This window comes from Leisingera thetidis (genome assembly GCF_025857195.1).
Lineage (GTDB): Bacteria > Pseudomonadota > Alphaproteobacteria > Rhodobacterales > Rhodobacteraceae > Leisingera > Leisingera thetidis.
In genome coordinates this window covers 124,875-143,090 of record NZ_CP109788.1, presented here as the reverse complement: position 1 = coordinate 143,090, position 18,216 = coordinate 124,875, and the positions used below count along the sequence as shown (strand labels likewise).

Genomic DNA, 18,216 nt, shown 5'->3' with positions numbered 1-18,216 from the left:
CTGGCTTTTTCCATTAAAGGCGGCTGAATAGCCGGCCGGGCAGCCTGTCATGGCGCGGCAGCGCCAGCGCCTGCATCAGGCAGAACATCATCGCCTGATTGGAAGTAACCACCGGCTTGCCCAAGTGCGCTTCGATCCGCTCCACCGCCTCGACCGCGCGCATGTCAGTGCAGCTGAGCACGATGGCTTCGGCCTCCGGGTGATCGGCCTGGCAGGCGAGATCGAACACCTCCTCCGGGGTGAGTTCGCCCTGACCGTAGTTGCCGAGCGCGCGGCCGATATCGGCGCAGGCCACTGTTTCGATGCCGTTTGCGGCCAGGAAGTCCACCGCCTGGGTGTTGATCTCCCCTAGATAGGGGGAGGAGAAGCCCACCCTGGCGGCTCCGATAGCCTTGATCCCCGCCACCAGCGACCCGGCAGCGGTGAGGGAAATGGCGCCGGAGCCCGCCTTGATCCGCTGCGCCAGATCCGCGTCGAACCCGGGGCCATGCGTGAGCGTCGCCGAGGTGCAGCCGTAGAGCACCACGTCGGGGCGCACGCCGGAGATCATCCGCAAATCGTGGCTGATGTCGGAAGCCCCCAGCCCCGCCATCTGGCCGGAACCCGGGATTTCGTCCACGTCATAACCGCCGATGCGCTGGAAGTGCACCGTGGTGTCCGGGCAGCGCATCAGCATCATGTCGGCTTCGAGATTGGTGTTGGTGAAGGGCACCAGCACGCCGATTTTCGCGCGTGTGCGGGTTTCATGGGTCATGTGAGCACTCCTTTCAGCACCGTCAGGGCGCGGTCCATGATCTGCTGGCTGCAGATGGTGGCGCGCAGGCAGTCATTGAGGCCATAGCCGCCCATGCCGCGCATCAGCAGCTGTTCCGACCGCAAGGCAGCATCGGCGGCCTGCACCTGCTCCGGCGAGGCAAAACGCATCAGCACGAAGTTCGTGTGGCTCTGCGGCACCTCCAGCCCCAAGGCGCGGCAGCCTTCCGCAAACCGGTCGCGGATGGCGGCGGTTTTGGCCACTACCTCCCGCATATACGCCTGATCGCGCATGGCGGCGGCGGCCATCGCCTGCGACGGTATGGAGACGTTGTTGGGGTTCAGGAGCTTGCGCACTTCCCCCGCGATCTGCGGCGGGAAACAGCCCCAGCCGGCCCGCGCGCCTGCCAGGCCATAGGCCTTGGAAAGGGTGCGCATCACCACGGTATCGCCGCGCGCCACCAGCGCGAAGATTCCCGCCGGATCGTGCTCCGCATCGGCAAATTCGCCATAAGCCTGGTCCACCACCAGCAGCACATCCGCTGGCAGGCCTTCGCGCAGGCGCAGAATCTCGCTGTTGGGGATCAGCGTGCCGGTCGGGTTGCCCGGGTTGCAGACAAAGACAATGCGGGTTTCAGGCACCACCGAAGACAGTATGTCATCAACGGACACGGTCAGCTCCCGCTCCCGCGCCTTCACGTAATCGGCCTGCGCCTGCGCCGTGGCCGAGGCCGCATAGGCGTAACCGTAATCGGTGCCCAATACGCGGTCTCCGGGCCCGGCAAAGGCGCGGATGAGACAGCCGATCAGCTCCATCGAGCCCGCGCCGCAGAGGATGTTTTTCGCGGCCAGCCCATGCACCCGTGCAATCGCCGCGCGCAGCTCAGTCCACTCCGGATCGGGGTAGAGCGGCATCTGCGCCAGCACCGCTTGCCCTGCCGCGACCGCTTTGGGGCTGGCTGCAAAGGCGCTTTCGTTCTGGGCGAGGGAAATGGTCCCCTCGCCGCCCAGGTCCGCCAGCGCATAGGCGGCCATCTGCCTCACATGGTCAACCGCCCGGATCATGATGCACCGCCATAGGCTTTTGCGCCTTCCGCGGTCACAAGCCCGCGTTTCAGATCCAGCGCGAGCGCCGCCGGGTCGCGTTCCGCCGGGTCGCCGAAGCCGCCGCCGCCGGGCGTGTCGAAGATCAGGTAATCCTCCCCCTCGACCCGCAGCTCACCCTTGCCGGGAATGTCACTGCCGGCACCCCGGAAGCGGATCCGCCCCGGCGCGCCGGCGCCGCCGCCCATCCGGCCCAAAGCCGGGAACTTCAAGCGTTCCACCGACAGGAACACAATGAAAGGCGCCTTGTTGGAAGAGGTCATCTCGATCCGCTGGCCCAGACCGCCCCGGTATTTGCCGGCACCGCCACTGTCGGGCCGCAGCTCGCGCCGCCACATGATCACGGGCGCCACGCTTTCGGTGATCTCGACCTGGCTGCCAAAGACCCCCGACGGGTAAGCCGTGGCCGAGAGGCCATCGGCATGGGGCCGGGCGCCGGTGCCGCCATTGTGCACCGGTTCAATTGCGAACGCGCGCCCGCCATTGGCCGCCACTTCCGGCGCATGGCGCATCGGCAGGTCGAACATGCAGCTGGCGCCCTCGGCCGGCACATGATCGGGCAGCGCCTGATGCAGGCAGCCCAGCACCAGATCCGGGGTCATCTGGCCCAGCGTGTGGCGCATCGCCACCGGCACCGGGTGCTGGGCATTGAGGATGCAGCCCTTGGGGCCGTCCACGGTGAAAGGCGCCAGCGAGCCCGCATTGTTGGGGATGTCCGGCCCAACAATGCAGCGCAGCGCAAAGACGGTATAGGCGGTGGCATAGTTCAGCGGCACGTTGATGCCCTTCTTCGAACAGCCCGAGGTGCCGGTGAAATCCACATGCATCCCGTCCCTGGTGACCGTCAGGGCCGCGTGCAGTTCCAGCTCAGTCTCATAGCCGTCCATTTTCAGGACGTTCCGGTAGACGCCCTCCGGCACTTCCGCGATGGCCTCCAGCGTGCCGCGGCGGGAGGTCTCGATGATGTAGGACCCCAGCGCCTCCAGATCCTCGATGCCGAACTCCTCCATCATCCCCGCCAGCCGCGCCACTCCCGCCTCGCAGCAGGCGATCAGCGCGTAGATATCGCCCTCGTTGGCAGTGGGCTCGCGGGAGTTGGCGCGGATGATGTCCATCAACAGCGCGTTGAGCACGCCTTCCTCCACCAGCTTGCACGGCGGGATCAGCAGCCCTTCGTCATAGATGTCGGAACCTTCCGGCCCCATGCCCTGGCCGCCCAGATCCACCAGATGCGAGGTGCAGGCGGTGAAACCGGCCACCCTGCCATCCTTGAAGGCCGGCATCATCAGCAGGAAGTCGTTCAGGTGCCCCGAGGCCAGCCAGGGATCGTTGGTCATGTAGATATCGCCGGGCTTCATGTCCTGCAGCGGGAACCGCCCGCGCAGGTGCAGAACCGCTTCGGCCATGGTGTTGATATGGCCCGGCGTGCCGGTCACCGCCTGGGCCAGCATGCGGCCGTCCGCGTCGAAGATACCGGCGGAAATGTCGCCGCATTCGCGCACGATCGGCGAAAAGGCGGCCCGGATCAGGGTCTGGCCCTGTTCTTCGACCACAGCCAGAAGACGGTTCCACATCACCTGCAGACGGGCCGGGGAAAGATTAGCGGGCGAGGTCATCATGCACCTCCTTTCTGGTCCTGGATCAGGACGAGGTTTCCAATCGCATCGAGATGAGCCGAGAAATCGGCGGACACGAGCGTGGTTGTTTGCGGTTCATGGATCAGCGCGGGGCCGCGCACATGGTCGCCGGGCTGCAGATCGGCCCGCGCCACGAAGGCCGCCTGCTTGGCTGTCCCATCAACATCGCAAATGATCGGGCGGGTCCGGGCAACGTCAAATGGGCGCAGCGCCGGCGCCGCCGGCACCGGCGGCACGGCACGTTCCTTGGTGGCCACCCGGACCGCCCAGTTGAGAATCTCGATCTCCATACCCGGCACCGGGCGCGAGAACTGCTTGCGGTACTCTTCTTCGAAAGCTGCCGTCAGCGGCGCTATATCGCCGGAGGCAAGCGCCCGGTCGGGCAGGCTGATCTCGATTTCGTGGCCCTGGCCATTGTAGCGCATGAAGGCGGTGCGCATGGTCTGGGCCGGCGCATCGCCCGCGCCCTGTGCCACCACGTCCCTGGCTTCCGAAATCATCCTCTCCAGCAGGCCGTTCACCCCGTCCATGTCCATGCTGTCAAGCAGCGCATACCGCGACCGGACAATCTCGAACGACACCGGCGCGAACAGGAAGCCAACAGCCGAGCCCACCCCGGGGTTGGGCGGGATCACGATGCGCGACACCCCGGCAGACCGCGCCACCCGGCTCGCGTGCAGCGGGCCGTTGCCGCCAAAGGCGATCATGGTGCGCGGACCGAGGTCCTTGCCGCTTTCCACCGCATGCATGCGGCCCGCCGACGCCATGCTTTCATCGACGATGCGTGACACACCATCGGCCGCCCCCACCGCGTCAAGGGCAAGTTTCGACCCGATCACTCGGGTTAAGGCCTGTTTTGACCCTTCCGGATCCAGCTGGATATGCCCTTCAGCAAAAGTGTCCGGCACAATGTAGCCCAGCGTGATATCGCTGTCGGTCACCGTCGGTTCAGTCCCGCCGCGCCCGAACGCCACCGGGCCGGGCTCGGAGCCTGCCGATTTCGGGCCCACGGTCAGGCGGTTCAAACGGTCGACCCCGGCGATCGAGCCGCCGCCTGCGCCGATCTCGATCATCTCGATCACCGGGATGCGGACCGGCATGCCCGACCCTTTGATGAATCGCGCCGCACGGGCAATCTCGAACGAGCGCGAGGTCTGCGGGCGGGCGTTGTCGATCAGGCAGAGTTTGGCGGTGGTGCCGCCAATGTCAAAGGACAGCACCTCATCGAGCCCGGCCCGCGCGGCAATGCGGGCGGCAAGAATGGCCCCCCCGGCAGGGCCGCTTTCGACCAGGCGGACCGGGAACCGCGCCGCGGTCTGCACCGTGCACATGCCGCCGCCGGCGGTCATCATCAGGATCGGGCAGGTGACACCCTCCGCCGCGAACCGCTCAGCAAAGCGCGCCAGATAGGTCTCCATCAGCGGCTGGATATACGCGTTGGCGGCAGTCGTGCACAGCCGGTCGAACTCCCGCGCCTCGGGGCTGACCTCGGAGGAGATCGACACCGCCAGGCCCGGGCGTTTTTCGGCAATCAGGCCGCGCAGGCGCCGTTCATGGGCCGGGTTGGCATAGGCATGCAGCAGACAGACCGCCAGCGCTTCGGCACCGCTTTCGTCGATCTGGCGCAGCAGCGCATCCACCGCGCTCTCCTCCAGGGCGATCAGCACCCCGCCCTCTGCCGACATCCGCTCGCGGATCACGAATGAACGCTCGCGCGGCACCAGAAGGTCCGGCTTTTCCAGATTGATGTCATACTGCGAGTAGCGGCGTTCATATCCGATATCGAGGATATCGCGGAACCCTTCCGTGCAGACGGTTGCCACCACCGCGCCGCGGCGTTCAATCAGGGCATTGGTCGCCAAAGTCGTGCCGTGGATGAAACCGGTGACCTCACCGAGCGTGCGCCCCGATTGCCCCATCACCCGCGCCGCGCCTTCCATCGCGCCATCCGCAGGATTCTGGTGGGTGGTCAGGGTCTTGGTGGATGCCAGTACTGTGTCTTCACCCGCCACCAGAACGGTATCGGTAAAGGTGCCGCCAATATCGATGGCGAGCCGCAGCGCCTGTCCGGCGCCGGTGGATGTGGATGTCATGGGTCATTCCAAAATCTGTCGTTGAAGAGCCGCCGGGCGCCCGTCAAGGGGCGGCGCTTTCAGACAGCGACCAGATCGCAACCGGTTGCGCGGCGGTCAAGGCGTTTGGGAATGATGCTCTGTGCCATGCCGCCATCTTGAGGCGGCACCGCGGGGCGCGCTTGGCGGATTGCGACATGGAAAACGCTGGATAACGGCACCAGAAGCGCCGCTGGCGGCAGCCATCCCCTCCCGGTTGCGGGTCCGTCCGGAAGGGGAAATGACTTAGCCGAAATGCAGGGTTTTGATTTCCTGGTAATCCTCCAGCCCCAGCAAGCCGCCTTCGCGGCCATTGCCGGACTGCTTGTAGCCGCCGAAGGGCGAACCGTAGTTGAAACCGCCGCCGTTGATATGCACGGCGCCTGCCCGCAGGCGGGCTGCCACCCGCTCGGCCCGCTCCGGATCGCCGGTCTGCAGATAGGCGGCCAGGCCGTAAGGCGTGTCATTGGCGATGCGGATGGCATCCTCTTCGTCCTCGAACGGGATGATCACCAGCACCGGGCCAAAAATCTCCTGCTGGGCAATGGCCATGTCGTTGGTCACATCGGCAAAGACGGTGGGGCGCACATACCAGCCCTTGTCCAGCCCCTCGGGACGGCCGAGGCCGCCTGCCAGAACGGTGGCGCCTTCGTCGATGCCTTTCTGAATCATCGCCTGCACCCGGTCGAACTGGATGCGGTCGAACATCGGGCCAATGTGGTCGCCTTCCTGCGTTGGGTCGCCCACCGCCTGGCCCTCTGCCGCAGCCTTGGCGATCTCCAGCACTTGGTCATAGCAACTGCGCTCCACCAGCATCCGGGTCGGCGCGTCGCAGCTCTGGCCGGTGTTGTACATGCACTCCAGCACCGAAGCGGTGACCTTCTCCTGCAGGTCGGCATCACCAAACACCAGGTTCGGGGACTTGCCGCCCAGCTCCAGCGTTACCCGTTTCACGGTGTCCGCGGAATCCTTGGCCACGGCCACTCCTGCGCGGGTCGAGCCGGTGAAGGACATCATGTCGATATCAGGGTGGCGCGACAGGCCTGCGCCGACAGTCGGCCCGTCGCCGTGGATCAGGTTGAACACCCCCGCCGGATAGCCCGCATCATGAATCATCTGCGCATAGACCGCGGCCGACACCGGCGTGTGCTCCGACGGTTTCAGCACGCAGGTGCAGCCGGTGGCCAGCGCCGGCAGCACCTTGAGCGCGATCTGATTGACCGGCCAGTTCCAGGGCGTGATCAGCCCGCAGACCCCGATCGGCTCGCGCACCAGGATATCGCCGTTGAAGAGTGTCTCGCGCAGGGTCTGAGCCTTCAGCGCCTCCAGGATGCCTTCCAGATGGCCGATGCCCGAATCGGCCTGGGCATCGCGCGCCATCGAAATCGGCGCGCCCATCTCGGTACTGAGCGCCTGCGCCATCTCCTCGCGCCGTGCCCTGCTGATCTCCAGGAGCCGTTCCAGCAGCGCAATCCGCTCGTCGCGCGAGGTGCGCGAAAAGCCGTCAAATGCTGCCTTGGCCGCTGCAACGGCAGTGTTCACATCCGTTTCATCGCCCAGGATAATGGTGCCGATCTGATCTTCGGTCGCCGGGTTCAGCACCGGGAAACCGCGGTTCGAATGCGGCGTCACCCAGGCGCCGCCGATATAGAATTTTTGCAGGTCCATCAGGTTGTTCTCACTTTGTGTCGCGGTTGCGGTTCAGGCGTGCCAGACACCGGGCCGGCCGGCAGGACAGGGCTGCAGGTGCACAGCCCTTCGCCGAAACAGTGAAGGCGCGGCCCATGCCCGTCAAGCGCCGGCACTGCCCCGGCGGCACATCCCTGCAGCCCTTCCCGGCAGCGTTCATCTGCTCCGCAGACTGACCGGTTCGCCGCCGCCGGGAAGCAGCAAAAGCGGCACAGCCGCAACAGATTACGCAGCACCCAGGCTGTGGACTGCGCGCATCAGTGCGCGGCAAAGACTCCCTCAACGGCAGGAAGGTGTTCGCAGCACTGCCCGGCGCTGGCTATGATTTTCGAAAGCCCGCAAAACCGGGCGCCTAGAGGCAAGTCATGAGCAACTCCAATTGGACAGCCCGTTCCGTGCTGCTGGCCGGAACCATCCTGTGTAGCTGCACCGTCGTCGGTCTGGACTACCAGCGGCCGGACTTTGCGGTGCCCGCAAGCTATTACCACTCGCGCACCTATGCGACCGCGCAGGGTGCCTCTGAAACCTGGTGGCAGGGGCTGAACGACGCGACGCTGAACCGGCTGGTCGAGGCAGGCCTGGCCCAGAACCTCAGCCTGAAGTCCGCCCGCGAACGGCTGAAAGCTGCAGAAGCCCTGCGCCGGGGCAGCGGCCGCGCGGAACAGGTCAGCGGCGATCTGGAGGGCAGTTCGGTGTTCTCACGCCGCGAATCGCAGGATGGCTCCACCAGCACCGACACGGCCGAAGCGGGCGCAACCTATGTATTCGACCTGTTCGGCGAGTTCCAGCGCCGCTCCGAACGCGCTGTCGCCGGCCGCGACGCGCAGTTCTACCAGATGGCCACCACACGGCTGGCGATCATCGACGCCATCACCCGCACCTATATCCAGGCCCGCTACTTCCAGCGCGGCGCCGCCGTCACCCGCAAGACGATCCAGCTGCGCCAGCAAATCCTGGAAACCGTCGAAGAGCTGAAAGAAGCCCGTGCGGTGCTGGCGCTGGATCTGGAGCGCACCAAGCTGCAGGTCGCCAGCGCCAAGGCCGACCTGCCCTCCTTCATCGCCAATTACGAATCTTCCGTTTTTGCCCTGGCGACGCTGCTGGACCGCGATGCCTCCGAAGTGTTCGCGATGATGCAGGGCAGCTACGGCCAGCCCTACCCCGCCAGCCAGCCGGAACTGGGCGTGCCCGCTACCCTGCTGCGCAACCGTCCAGATGTGCTGCTGGCCGAAGCCCAGCTGCGCAGCGCCACGGCAGATATCGGCGTCACCGAGGCCGAGCTGTACCCGTCGCTGGAGATCACCGGCAGCGTCCGGGCCACCCGCCACGCGCCCAACCTCTACCAGATCGGGCCGGCGCTGAACTTGCCGCTGTTCAACCGCCCGGTTCTGCGCGCCTTCCACGAACAGGCCATCGCCGAAGCCAAGGCCACCGAATACGATTACCGTGCCTCGGTCCGGTCCGCAGTCGAAGAAGTCCAGTCCCAGCAAAGCACCCTGAGAGCCGCCCGCGAGCGCACCGCCGCCCAGGTCCGCGCGGTCAATCTGGGCACCAAGGTTGCCGATCTGGCCCGCGAAACCTTCCGGGCGAGCGAGATCACGCTGTTCGACCTGCTGTCGACCGAAGAAGCGCTGCGCGACAATGAGCTGAACCTGATTGCGGCCCGGCGCGATCTGGCCCTGTCCTGGTCCAGCCTGCAGATTTCCCTGGGTAAAGGCTGGGCACCGGGCCAGAGCCCGGCTGCCGCCGCGGCTGAGTAACCGGATCCAGCCCCCGCGCGCCAGGGGCCGGCCTGTCCGGCTTCAGGCCTGTTCCTGCATCTTCTCGACCATCTGACGGGCGCGTTTGCACTGCAGCTTGTCGCGCAGCGGGCTGTCGGGGTCGATGTCCTTGGAGCAGACCACGCATTTGTCGGCGCCGGAAATCGCATTGAGGCCGCCGCAGCTGCCCTTGATCTTCTTGCCCATCAGGATCACCCCCAGCGACATGCCCAGGGTGACGATCAGCAGCAGGATGAAGGCCAGAAGAAAGGTGCTCATTGGGGTCTCTCGCGGTTCGGTTCGGCTTAGTTCGGTTCGATGCGGTTCAGTGTCCGGTCAGCGCCTCAAACGCGCTGCTGGCAGAGGTCATATAGGCATCCGCGCCGGCTTGCACGTCCCGGTCTATGAAAAACACGGCAAGTTTATGCGCTTCCGCAAGCTTCAGCCCGTTTTCCCGCCCCAGGACCAGCATCGCGGTGGCCCAGGCATCCGCCAGCATGGCGTTCTCCGCAATCACCGTGACTGACGTGGTGCTGTGCGTCACCGGCCGCCCCGCCACCGGGTCGAGGATATGGGAATAGCGCACGCCGTCATGTTCGAAATAGTTGCGGTAATCGCCCGAAGTCGCCAGCCCCAGGTTGCTGACCGGCACGATCAGCTGCACGGTCTGCGCCCCCGCACCGGGTTTTTCAATACCTATGCGCCAGGCCTCGCCCTTGGCATTATCCCCCTTGGTCACCAGATCGCCGCCGATCTCAACCATGTACCGGTCTGCCCCGAACCCCTCCAGCACCGCCGCCACCGCGTCGACGCCGTACCCCTTGGCGATGGCGGACAGGTTGATGCCGGTCTCCGGCGCGGATTTCTTCAAGGTTCCCGCGGTGACATCCAGGGTCAGCAGCCGGGCCTGCCCAACACTTTCCAGCGCCGCTGCAATGTCTTCGTCGGACGGCACCGGATCCTCGGGTCTGCGCGGGCCAAACCCCCACAGTTCGATCAACGGGCCCAGGGTCACGTCGAACTTGCCGCCGGTCTTTTCATGCACGTCGTTGGCTGCGGCCAGCACATCGGCAAACTCCGGCGACACCCGGACCGGCGCAGTGCTGCGCGCGGCGGAAAAGGTGGAAACTTCAGAAGCCGGATCCCAATTTGACATCTTGGCGTTCACCGCGGCCAGGGTGCCCTCGACCGCTGCGGCAAGTGCCTCATGGTCCAGTCCTGTACCAATCGCAACCACGCTGTAGGTGGTGCCCATGGTCTCGCCCGACAGCCGCAGTTCTTCCGGCGCGCTGCCGAACCAGCAGCCCGGCAGCAGCAGGGTGACGGGCAGGATCAGGGCAAGCAGAAACCTTCTGGGCATCGGGCAACCTCCGGCGGCAAAACTGGCGCTGCTATGCCCCTGCACGGCGCCAGTGTCAAATCCGGGCAGACCGCGCCGTCAGAACTTCAACGGCACAAAGGCCAGCACCAGCAGGCCGAGCGCCGCGGGCACCCCGAATAACCAGGCACGCAGCCGGGCATTGGGCGGCTGGGTCTTCCAGGTCTGCCGGTACATATGGCCGCAGACCACCACCAGGAACACGGTCAGCGCGCCGGTGACGGGGGTCAGGTAAAGAGTCTCGAACATGTTGTTTTCCGGTCCATGTTAGCGCTCGCGTCATTTCGCCCCTTCCCGGATCGGAATCCCGCGTTAAGATGAGGTATCACCTGTTCAGGATAGGAGGAGACCCGCGCAATGGCACCGACCTCATACCAAGCTCCGATGCGGGGCGACAAGGAGGACAAGCACACTTACAGCCAGTCCGCCGAGTCAAACCTGTCGCATTCGCAGACAACAGTGGCCAAGCTGCTGGAGGGCAAGGGCGATGCCATCTTTGCGGTGCGGCCCAACGACACTATCGGCCATGTGGTGGATGTGCTGAAGGCAAAGCACATCGGCGCGCTGGTGGTGACCGATCAGAACGGCGATCTGCAGGGCATCCTGTCGGAACGCGACATTGTGCGGCGGATGGCTGAAACCCCGGGCCACACCCTGCCGCAGGAGGTTTCGGCCCTGATGACCAGCAATGTGCATACCTGCACGCCGGATGACTATTTGCATGATGTGCTGAAAAGGATGAGCGAAGGCCGCTTCCGCCACATGCCGGTGCTGAAGGACGGCAAGCTGGCCGGCATGATCACCGTCGGCGACGTGGTGAATTTCCGCCTGAAAGAGCTGGAGTACGAAGCCCTGCGGATGAAGCAGATGATCGTCGGCTGAGCCGAACGGCCCGGGCTGGTCCATAGAGGCGTGAGCGGCAGCCGCAGAAACAATGCAGGCATTTGCCGCACGTTTCCTGGGAAGTCGCACAGCGGGACGAAGCCTGGGCAACCCGGTTGGCCGGAGGGTGAGGTCAAGTTCTCGATAGAGTGCGGTGACTGCAGCAAGCTGCAGAGAACGAGATGGATTACGCCGCCGCGCACGCAATGATGATGTGATCGGTTGCCGGTTCAGGTATCGCTCACAGGAGGTGCGAGCGGGCTGCCGGAGTCACGGAAAAATTTTTCCGGCAACAGTAAAGTGCCGGCAAAATCCAGCTTCTGGCGGTTCGGCGTTGGGGATCACATCAACCCCAGTGCTCCCTTGAGAGCCGTCTGGCAGGATCAAAGGGGGGACCGCAGCCTGACACCGGTGGCAATGTCAGCCCGCTTGACGTCCTTCGCCCATATAGAGTTTCTGGAAATCAACAAAAGGACCGGTTTCGAGCCGGCTCCGTATGGCGTCCCAGCCAGAGGGGTTATCCTGTATCGCCTTATAAAGTTCTGCAGGCACGCTCAGGTACTCGACGAACTTCTCGGACGCGGTTTCCAGCCAGGCGAAAACATACCCGTCCCCTTCTTCGTCCGCATCGACCAAACGAAGCTCAACGCCCTCGGACAGAGGCGCGGTTTCCACACTTCGCAGGATGTGCAGTTTCATCATCTCCACGATCACGTCATCCAGTTCCAGCTGCCGCACCAGCAGTTTTTCCCGGATGGCCGGCCAGCCAAAGGTCAGGCGCACGGCGAGTCCGCTCCCGACTTCCCGGGCGGCTGCCGGGGCATTCGTGCCGTAACTGCTGGAGAAAAGCGCGGTGGCCTCATCCTCAAGCTCCAGGTGGTCGCGCATCCGGCTGGCGGGCATCGCGGCGATCCACTGCCCGCGCCCGGCGTCCAGATAATTGAACTGGGGCTGCAAGCGGAAACTCTCCCCGCAGGCGCCGCACGCGACGTCCTGAAACCGGTCTGTGAGGATGTCTTCGCGCAGGTCGGGACGGCGGTCTGCGTTCACGCTGCCAACTGCCATCATCGATACAGGGGCTTCGCATTGCGGGCACACCAGATTGACGGGGTGAAAAAGCGACATCAGTCAAGGGCCTTTCAATGGATCAAAGTTTGGACAGCCAGCCAACGGCAGGGTGGTTCGGCTTCAGCTTGCCCGAGTGATAGGCGGCATAAAGTTCCGAGAACCATTCCCCCGGCGCCCGGAACTGATACCCGGTAATGCCCTTGGGCCGCTCGCCCAGCAGGTAGGACGTCCAGGTGTTCGGATAGCTTTCCTGGTATACGACCCCATCAATCGCAATTTTCTTGGCCGAGGTCATGCTGGACCAGGGCTTGGCCGGTTCGGACGCTGTATCGATATGCGCCTGCACCTGAATGCGGCGGTTTTCCCATTCTTCGTCCGAGCAGGTCTCATCCGCGGGTTTGGCCGGAACATGCGCACTTTTGTTATGGGCCATGTATTCAGTGACATAGGCTTTGTCATAGCTGAACTTTGCGGCGATCTTATCTGCGATGCCCGCAATATCCATGCCGTACTCGGCCCAGCCGCCAAAGGCCTTCTTGCTGCCGTTGCTTTTCATGAAGCCCTTTTTGTCATCAACCGCATGGCCGACTTCATGCAGGGTATTCCAGTTGAAAAAGGTGACCGGCTCCTCGTTGGCGGGTTTGCATTTCTCCAGTTCCGCTCGCTCTTCCGGGGTGGTCGCATCATCCAGGCTGCCAACCGCATCGTCACTGCCAAAGGCATAATTGGGCGACAGCCCGGCATCGCCTTCATGCATCACGATCCGCTTTTCCTTGCCCTGGTACTTTGACCCGCCCTTGGCGGCCTCATTGACGGCGAACTTCTGCAGTGAGTCATTGCTGAGCGTGTGATCCAGCGGCAGGTCCTGCATCGCCTTGTAGAAAGCGACGATATTCGGACCCTTCAGATTGGCATCGGCGATTTCGGAGGCCGGAGCCAGGTTCTCGTTGCTGAAGTTCTTGATGTCGCATCCGAAACGCGCCTTGAACGCCACCTTGACCACTGCCCGCTGCGCCTCGGGCTCCAGGTTGTCGATCATCGCGTCCAGCTCATCAGTGCCATTCGGGCGCGACAGGATTTCCTTGATGTCCGCTTCCTTGGGCGGCGTGTTGGCCCGCATTTCGGCCATCACAAAGGCGCTGGTGCCGATGGCGCGCGCCTCTTCCAGCAGTTTGATCGCCTCGGCCGGCTTTTTGCCGGCCGCCTGCGCCGCCGCATCGGCCAGCTTCTTGCGCATGGAGTCGATGCTGGGTTTGATGGCATAGCGGTGTTCGTGCTTTTCCAGCACGTTCAGGCGGGGCTCGACCTCTGGCTTGGCGCGCAATTCCTTGTATTGCTTGTGAAGCCCGGCCATTTCCAGCGCCGCTTTGGTCAAAGCTATGGCTCTTTCAATATCCGCACTGACCTTGCCGTAGTTCTGCCCGCTTTTTGCAGCTGTTTCCGCACCTGCCAGCAGCTTGTCAGCTTCGGCAATTTCGGCCTTCACATAAGCGGTTTCATCGTGGGATTTGACCGGAGCCAGCGCGGCCCGCGCACGGGCGGTTTCCTGCTGGATGAACGCATATTGCGAAATCACCTCATCCGCCGTGTTGCAGGCCTCCAGCGCGGCCAGCAAATGGCCCTTGGCAACCTTGGCGGCAAGCCCGTCCTTCTGGCAGTTTTCGATTTCGGTCTCGGCGGTTTTCAGGTGAACCGCAGCTACTTCGGCGTTTTCGCGGCCGCCCACCACCTTGATGGAAAGTTTCGCCGCCTGCACCTGCGGCCACCAGGGCGCACTGTCCTCGTCGCCGCCGATGGCCGAATTCACAGCTTCGAGAATGCCGTGCCGGTTCGCTGTGCTGATGGCCTCTTCGGCGGATGCCGTCACCTCTTCCGCCATGGTCTTGGCCGTTGCATAGCCGCCTGGGGCCTGTTTTACCAGATTGCTGTATTTGGCAGCCAGCCGGGTCAGCTGTGCCTTGATGGCATCCGCGTGCTTATGCCCCTGCGCCTCGGCCAGCTTGTCCTGTGCGGCCTGCCGGGCTGTTTCATACTCCGATGATCCCTTGATTTCCACAAGCAAAGCCTTGGCCTGCTCCGTGACCGCCTTCAGCAGCTTTTCCGCCTGGGAGTAGTCGTTTGCGGTCAGATCCGTCCTTGCGGTGTCCACCTTCGCCGCCGCCAGCCTGTCTTCAAGCGCCTTGATCCTGTCCGCGGTTGCCGCGTTCCGCTCGGCTGCCAGCGCGTCCACTGCAACCTGTGCATCAGTCAGCGCCGGCGCGTAAAGGTCCGCCGCCGCAATCAGGAGCTTGCAGGCTTCGATCTTCTGAAAGGCATTTTCGAACACTCTCAATGCAGCCGAATAGGTATGGGCGGCCTTCGCAGCCTCGTACTTGGCAAAGTCCGCATCTGCGCGCGCGATTTGATGCACCCCGGCCTCCTTGCCCGGCCCGATCAGCGCGGCGCGCGGCACTTTGAAGAACGGGTCTTCCCAGCCCAGCACGGTCTTGAGTGTCTTCAAATCCTCATCCGTGGCTTTTTCCCAGCCGGCGGCAGCCTTGGCCTTCTCGGCCGAGCCTTGGAAATCCCGCGCCGTCTGCTTTGCGGTGCTTTCATCCAGCAGCGCCTGGATTTCGGTCTTGCGGTGCGCCAGCTGGGTCTCGACAGCTCCGCCCTCGGTGGTGATCTTGGCGATAATTGCGGCGGCCTTGGCCCGGTCCGCCTTGATCGTCTTGTACAGCTCGCCATCCGCACGGGCCTGCTCCGCCACCTTGCGCGCCGCAGCGACTTTGGCCTCCGCGCCCTTGTAATCGTAACCTTCCGGTTTGATCAGATCGTCCGCTTCGCCGGTCAGCCGGGTGATGTCGTCAAGATGCGGCTGCAGGCAATTGGCATCGTTCAGCGGCGCCAGTGCCGCCGCCTGCCCCGCCAGCGAGGTCTTGAGATCGCCAAAGGCGCGGTGCTGGTGGATCAGCACCATGGCCATCTTGAGGTTGGAGATGGCGCTGTCCAGATGCGCCCGGGCATCGTCGTACTTCTTGGCCTTCTTGGCCTTTTCCGCTTCCGCCGCAGGGACTTGCGCCTTTGCGATCAGCACAGTGAAGTCAGTGCCGGTATCCGCCGCGACAACTTTGTCACGGATATCGGTGAAGACCTTGAAGGCCGGGTCCCATTTCTTTTTCAGATTGTCCAGCGCCGCCGCATCGGTGAGGCCGTCCAGTTCCACCGAGGCCTCAGCCGACGCCTTGGCGCTGTCCACCCGTTTTTCCGCATCAGCAAGGGATTTGCTTGCCGCCGCAAAGTCCAGCTTGAGCGCCGCCGCCGCCGCTTCTGCCATCAGAGCCTTGGCATCCGCAACCATCGCCGCAGCCTGCGGCACATTCTTCAGGGCATCGATTTTGCCCTGAACAGCGGCACGTTTCTCCTTGTACGCCTTGCAGGCATCAGCCTGCGCAGCGGCCGCAGCCCAATCCCCTTGCGTGGCATCCAGAAGGGTCAAGGCTGTCGAGAACTTGTGCAGCGCGGCTTCGGATTTGGCCGAGGCGAGATCCGCTTCCATTTTCAGAATGATGGCTTGAATGCCGGAGGCTCCGTCATGGTCCTTGAAATCCTTCAGCTTGGCCTCGAACGCCTGCAGTTTCGGCGCATATTGCTGAACAACCGGAATTTCCTTTTCCAGAAAGCTCCGCAGCGTCCAGAACTTCCCCAGCTTGCCAAGGGATGCAGAGTAATCCTTGGTCGTGGCAACGTCTGAATCGGTGTAGTAGCCGCCGAGCTCTGTCAGCTTCGCCGTCAGCAGCGTTTTGGTTGCGGCAGGCAGCCCTGCCCAGTGATCCACCCAGGATTTCGCTTTCGGCCGGGCATCTTCATAGTTCTTGCGCTGCACCTTCACCTTTGCGGTCCGGGCAAATACCACCGCAATCTGGTCGAGTTTCTTGGTGCCGTCCTTGAATTTCTTCGCGGCCTTGTCCTGTTGCGCCGCGTCGTACAAACGCTCCATTTCCCGCGCCGGGTCATCAACCGCAGGGGCGCCGGTCGTAACACCACGGTCCGTGTCGGCCATTGTCTGGCGGTCGCCATCAATTGCCATGAAATGCGCAAAATCGTCGGCCAGGACTTCGGTCTGCGCAATCACGGTTTCCGCGGCGGCAAGGTCCCCGGTGGCCGTTTTCAAGTCGTGGTTCTTTGCCTTTTCAACAGCGGCAGTCCGCAGCCCGTTTATTTTTGTGATTTCAGGAGCAATTTCCGGCGCCCCTGCCTTGGGGTGGCTGGTCAACGGCACCAGGCGCAGATCGAAAATTGCCAGCGCCTTCTGAAAATTGGTCTTTGCGTCGGTGTCCGCGGCAACCGCCTTTTCCAGACCGGCCAAGGCCTTTTCGCCGGCCTCCAGCTTGGCCCCGCTGCCGGCGTCGGGTTTCGCCTTGGCCTGAGCTGCCAGCGCTTCGACCTTGTCCAGCGCGGCCTTCCACTTGTCCGGTGTCTGGCTGACGGCCTCGGGCAGCATGGTGTTGTAGGTCTTGACCGGACCCTCCCGCAGTGCCTTGAGCGCCGCCTCGATGCGGGCAACCTGTTCCGCCAGATCGGCATCGGTGGCGTCCCCGCCTGTGTCACCGGCGGGCGGCGCTGCGTCTTCGGGCGCCTTGGCCGGAGCGTCCTGTTTCGGTGCAGTCAGTGTTTCCCCGTCTTCCGCTGCTGCCGCCGGCGCGCCGGCCGGAGCCGGATCGTCCTGGCCTGCCTCCGCGGCGGCCTGCCGGGCTTTGGAAATCGCCTGGGCCAGGGGGCCAACCGCCTTGAGCGCGCCCTCGTAGTCAGGCGGCGCGGCGGCTGCACGGGCCTTGATCTGCGTCCAGACGGTTTCGATTTTCTCCGACTGCGCGGTCTTGAGGGCGAGGATTTCCTCTATCATGGGTTCCAGCTTGGCCGCGGCCTGCTGCCACTTGCCTTCCAGCAGGCTCAACCGCTTGGCCCGGGCCGCAGCGTCCTGGGCCGCAGTTTTCATCTCGGCGGAGAGTTTGGCGACATGCTCCAGCGCCGCCGCAAAGCCGCTGCCTTCCGCTTTGGCCTGGATCGCCTTCCACAGCGCCTCGGACCTGGAGAGGTCGATGCCGGCAATCCCCCTGAGTTTGACCAGGTTGGCCTCGATCTTGGCCGCCGTGGCGGTCCATTTGGCTTCCGCCGGGTCCGGTTCGGCGGACGGCGCTTCTGCCGGATCTTCGGTGGCGGTGTCGCCGCTGGCAGCCGGGGCGGCCTCGGGGGCGTCGCCCGCCTCCTCATCCTCGTCGTCGCGGTCGGCCTCAACCACCGTTCCGTCGGGATCAAGGATGATGATGCTGTACTTGAGCCCGACCACCATGAACATCTTCTTGGCCTTGCGGGCCATGCCCGGCACGATCTTGCCCTCGACCGAAAGCGACAGCTCCTTGCCGTCAAGCTTCAGTGTGCCAAAGGTGAACTGCGGCGTTTCCCCGTCCGACTTCGCCTGCTTGCCCAGCACTTTGGCAGCCTTGGTTTTGTGGGTGAGAAAAACCGAGTTTTCGATTTTCTTGCCGAAGCACAAACCAAAGGCCAGCGCGCGCTTGCGCGCAAGTGCCATCTGTTGCTTGATTTCTTTCGCGGCAGATCCATCAAGAGGCATGGGGCAGCTCCTGAGATAAAAAACTGTTTAAAACAAGTACGTTATCTTTGCACCTCTTCGAGAGTCGCATGGAACCCGGATTCCAGCAAGATTTTTTTCTTGTCAATCTCCTCAGGCTGCGCACACTCAATCCATATGTGCACCAAGGTGAAATGCTGATGATGTTCCGGCCCGCCGGGTCCGCCGAATGAAGGGGCTGCGCCCCGCCCAGGCCGTGGTG

12 protein-coding genes are annotated in these 18,216 nt (G+C 63.9%); 2 read left to right on the top strand and 10 right to left on the bottom strand.

From position 1 onward, the window contains the following. Nucleotides 1–13: 13 nt before the first annotated feature. The 5 genes from OKQ63_RS21720 to OKQ63_RS21700 all read right to left on the bottom strand — a co-directional run bounded on the left by OKQ63_RS21720 (nucleotide 14) and on the right by OKQ63_RS21700 (nucleotide 7,273). Complete coding sequence (locus OKQ63_RS21720) at nucleotides 14–754, bottom strand: maleate cis-trans isomerase family protein (RefSeq protein WP_264214225.1); 741 nt, start codon at nucleotides 752–754, stop codon at nucleotides 14–16. After that, on the bottom strand, nucleotides 751–1,818 hold the full coding sequence (locus tag OKQ63_RS21715) for a pyridoxal phosphate-dependent aminotransferase (RefSeq protein WP_264214224.1): 1,068 nt from the start codon (nucleotides 1,816–1,818) through the stop codon (nucleotides 751–753). The genes OKQ63_RS21720 and OKQ63_RS21715 overlap by 4 nt, the downstream gene beginning before the upstream one ends. Next, nucleotides 1,815–3,473 (bottom strand): hydantoinase B/oxoprolinase family protein, encoded by a 1,659-nt coding sequence (locus OKQ63_RS21710; protein ID WP_264214223.1) that lies wholly within the window; start codon nucleotides 3,471–3,473, stop codon nucleotides 1,815–1,817. Before OKQ63_RS21710 ends, OKQ63_RS21715 begins: the two co-directional genes overlap by 4 nt. Further along, entirely contained in the window at nucleotides 3,473–5,587 is a 2,115-nt protein-coding gene (locus OKQ63_RS21705; protein WP_264214222.1) for a hydantoinase/oxoprolinase family protein, read from the bottom strand. The genes OKQ63_RS21710 and OKQ63_RS21705 overlap by 1 nt, the downstream gene beginning before the upstream one ends. A 264-nt stretch (nucleotides 5,588–5,851) precedes the next feature. Further along, a complete protein-coding gene (locus OKQ63_RS21700) occupies nucleotides 5,852–7,273 on the bottom strand; it encodes an aldehyde dehydrogenase family protein (protein ID WP_264214221.1) in 1,422 nt (473 codons plus the stop codon). Between the two features lie 386 nt (nucleotides 7,274–7,659). On the opposite strand from OKQ63_RS21700, the gene OKQ63_RS21695 reads away from it, so the two are divergent. Further along, nucleotides 7,660–9,054 carry an efflux transporter outer membrane subunit gene (locus tag OKQ63_RS21695; RefSeq protein ID WP_264214220.1) on the top strand — a complete coding sequence of 465 codons (1,395 nt, stop codon included), beginning with the start codon at nucleotides 7,660–7,662 and terminating at the stop codon, nucleotides 9,052–9,054. 42 nt (nucleotides 9,055–9,096) lie between these two features. Here the strand turns inward: OKQ63_RS21695 and nqrM are convergent, their stop codons facing one another. The 3 genes from nqrM to OKQ63_RS21680 form a co-directional block, all read right to left on the bottom strand. Then, the gene (gene nqrM, locus OKQ63_RS21690) at nucleotides 9,097–9,333 is read right to left on the bottom strand and encodes a (Na+)-NQR maturation NqrM (protein ID WP_264214219.1); all 237 of its coding nucleotides are present in this window, start codon (nucleotides 9,331–9,333) and stop codon (nucleotides 9,097–9,099) included. A 46-nt stretch (nucleotides 9,334–9,379) separates the two neighbouring features. Beyond that, the gene (locus tag OKQ63_RS21685; protein ID WP_264214218.1) at nucleotides 9,380–10,414 is read right to left on the bottom strand and encodes an FAD:protein FMN transferase; all 1,035 of its coding nucleotides are present in this window, start codon (nucleotides 10,412–10,414) and stop codon (nucleotides 9,380–9,382) included. A gap of 78 nt (nucleotides 10,415–10,492) precedes the next feature. Continuing rightward, nucleotides 10,493–10,681, bottom strand: a complete 189-nt coding sequence (locus OKQ63_RS21680) for a hypothetical protein (protein ID WP_264214217.1) — start codon at nucleotides 10,679–10,681, stop codon at nucleotides 10,493–10,495. Between the two features lie 108 nt (nucleotides 10,682–10,789). On the opposite strand from OKQ63_RS21680, the gene OKQ63_RS21675 reads away from it, so the two are divergent. Further along, the gene (locus OKQ63_RS21675) at nucleotides 10,790–11,314 is read left to right on the top strand and encodes a CBS domain-containing protein (protein ID WP_264214216.1); all 525 of its coding nucleotides are present in this window, start codon (nucleotides 10,790–10,792) and stop codon (nucleotides 11,312–11,314) included. A 420-nt stretch (nucleotides 11,315–11,734) separates the two neighbouring features. On the opposite strand, the gene OKQ63_RS21670 is transcribed toward OKQ63_RS21675, so the two are convergent. Both OKQ63_RS21670 and OKQ63_RS21665 read right to left on the bottom strand, forming a co-directional pair. Beyond that, entirely contained in the window at nucleotides 11,735–12,439 is a 705-nt protein-coding gene (locus OKQ63_RS21670; RefSeq protein ID WP_264214215.1) for a CpXC domain-containing protein, read from the bottom strand. A 22-nt stretch (nucleotides 12,440–12,461) separates the two neighbouring features. Further along, the gene (locus OKQ63_RS21665) at nucleotides 12,462–17,996 is read right to left on the bottom strand and encodes a coiled-coil domain-containing protein (protein WP_264214214.1); all 5,535 of its coding nucleotides are present in this window, start codon (nucleotides 17,994–17,996) and stop codon (nucleotides 12,462–12,464) included. Nucleotides 17,997–18,216 lie beyond the last annotated feature (220 nt).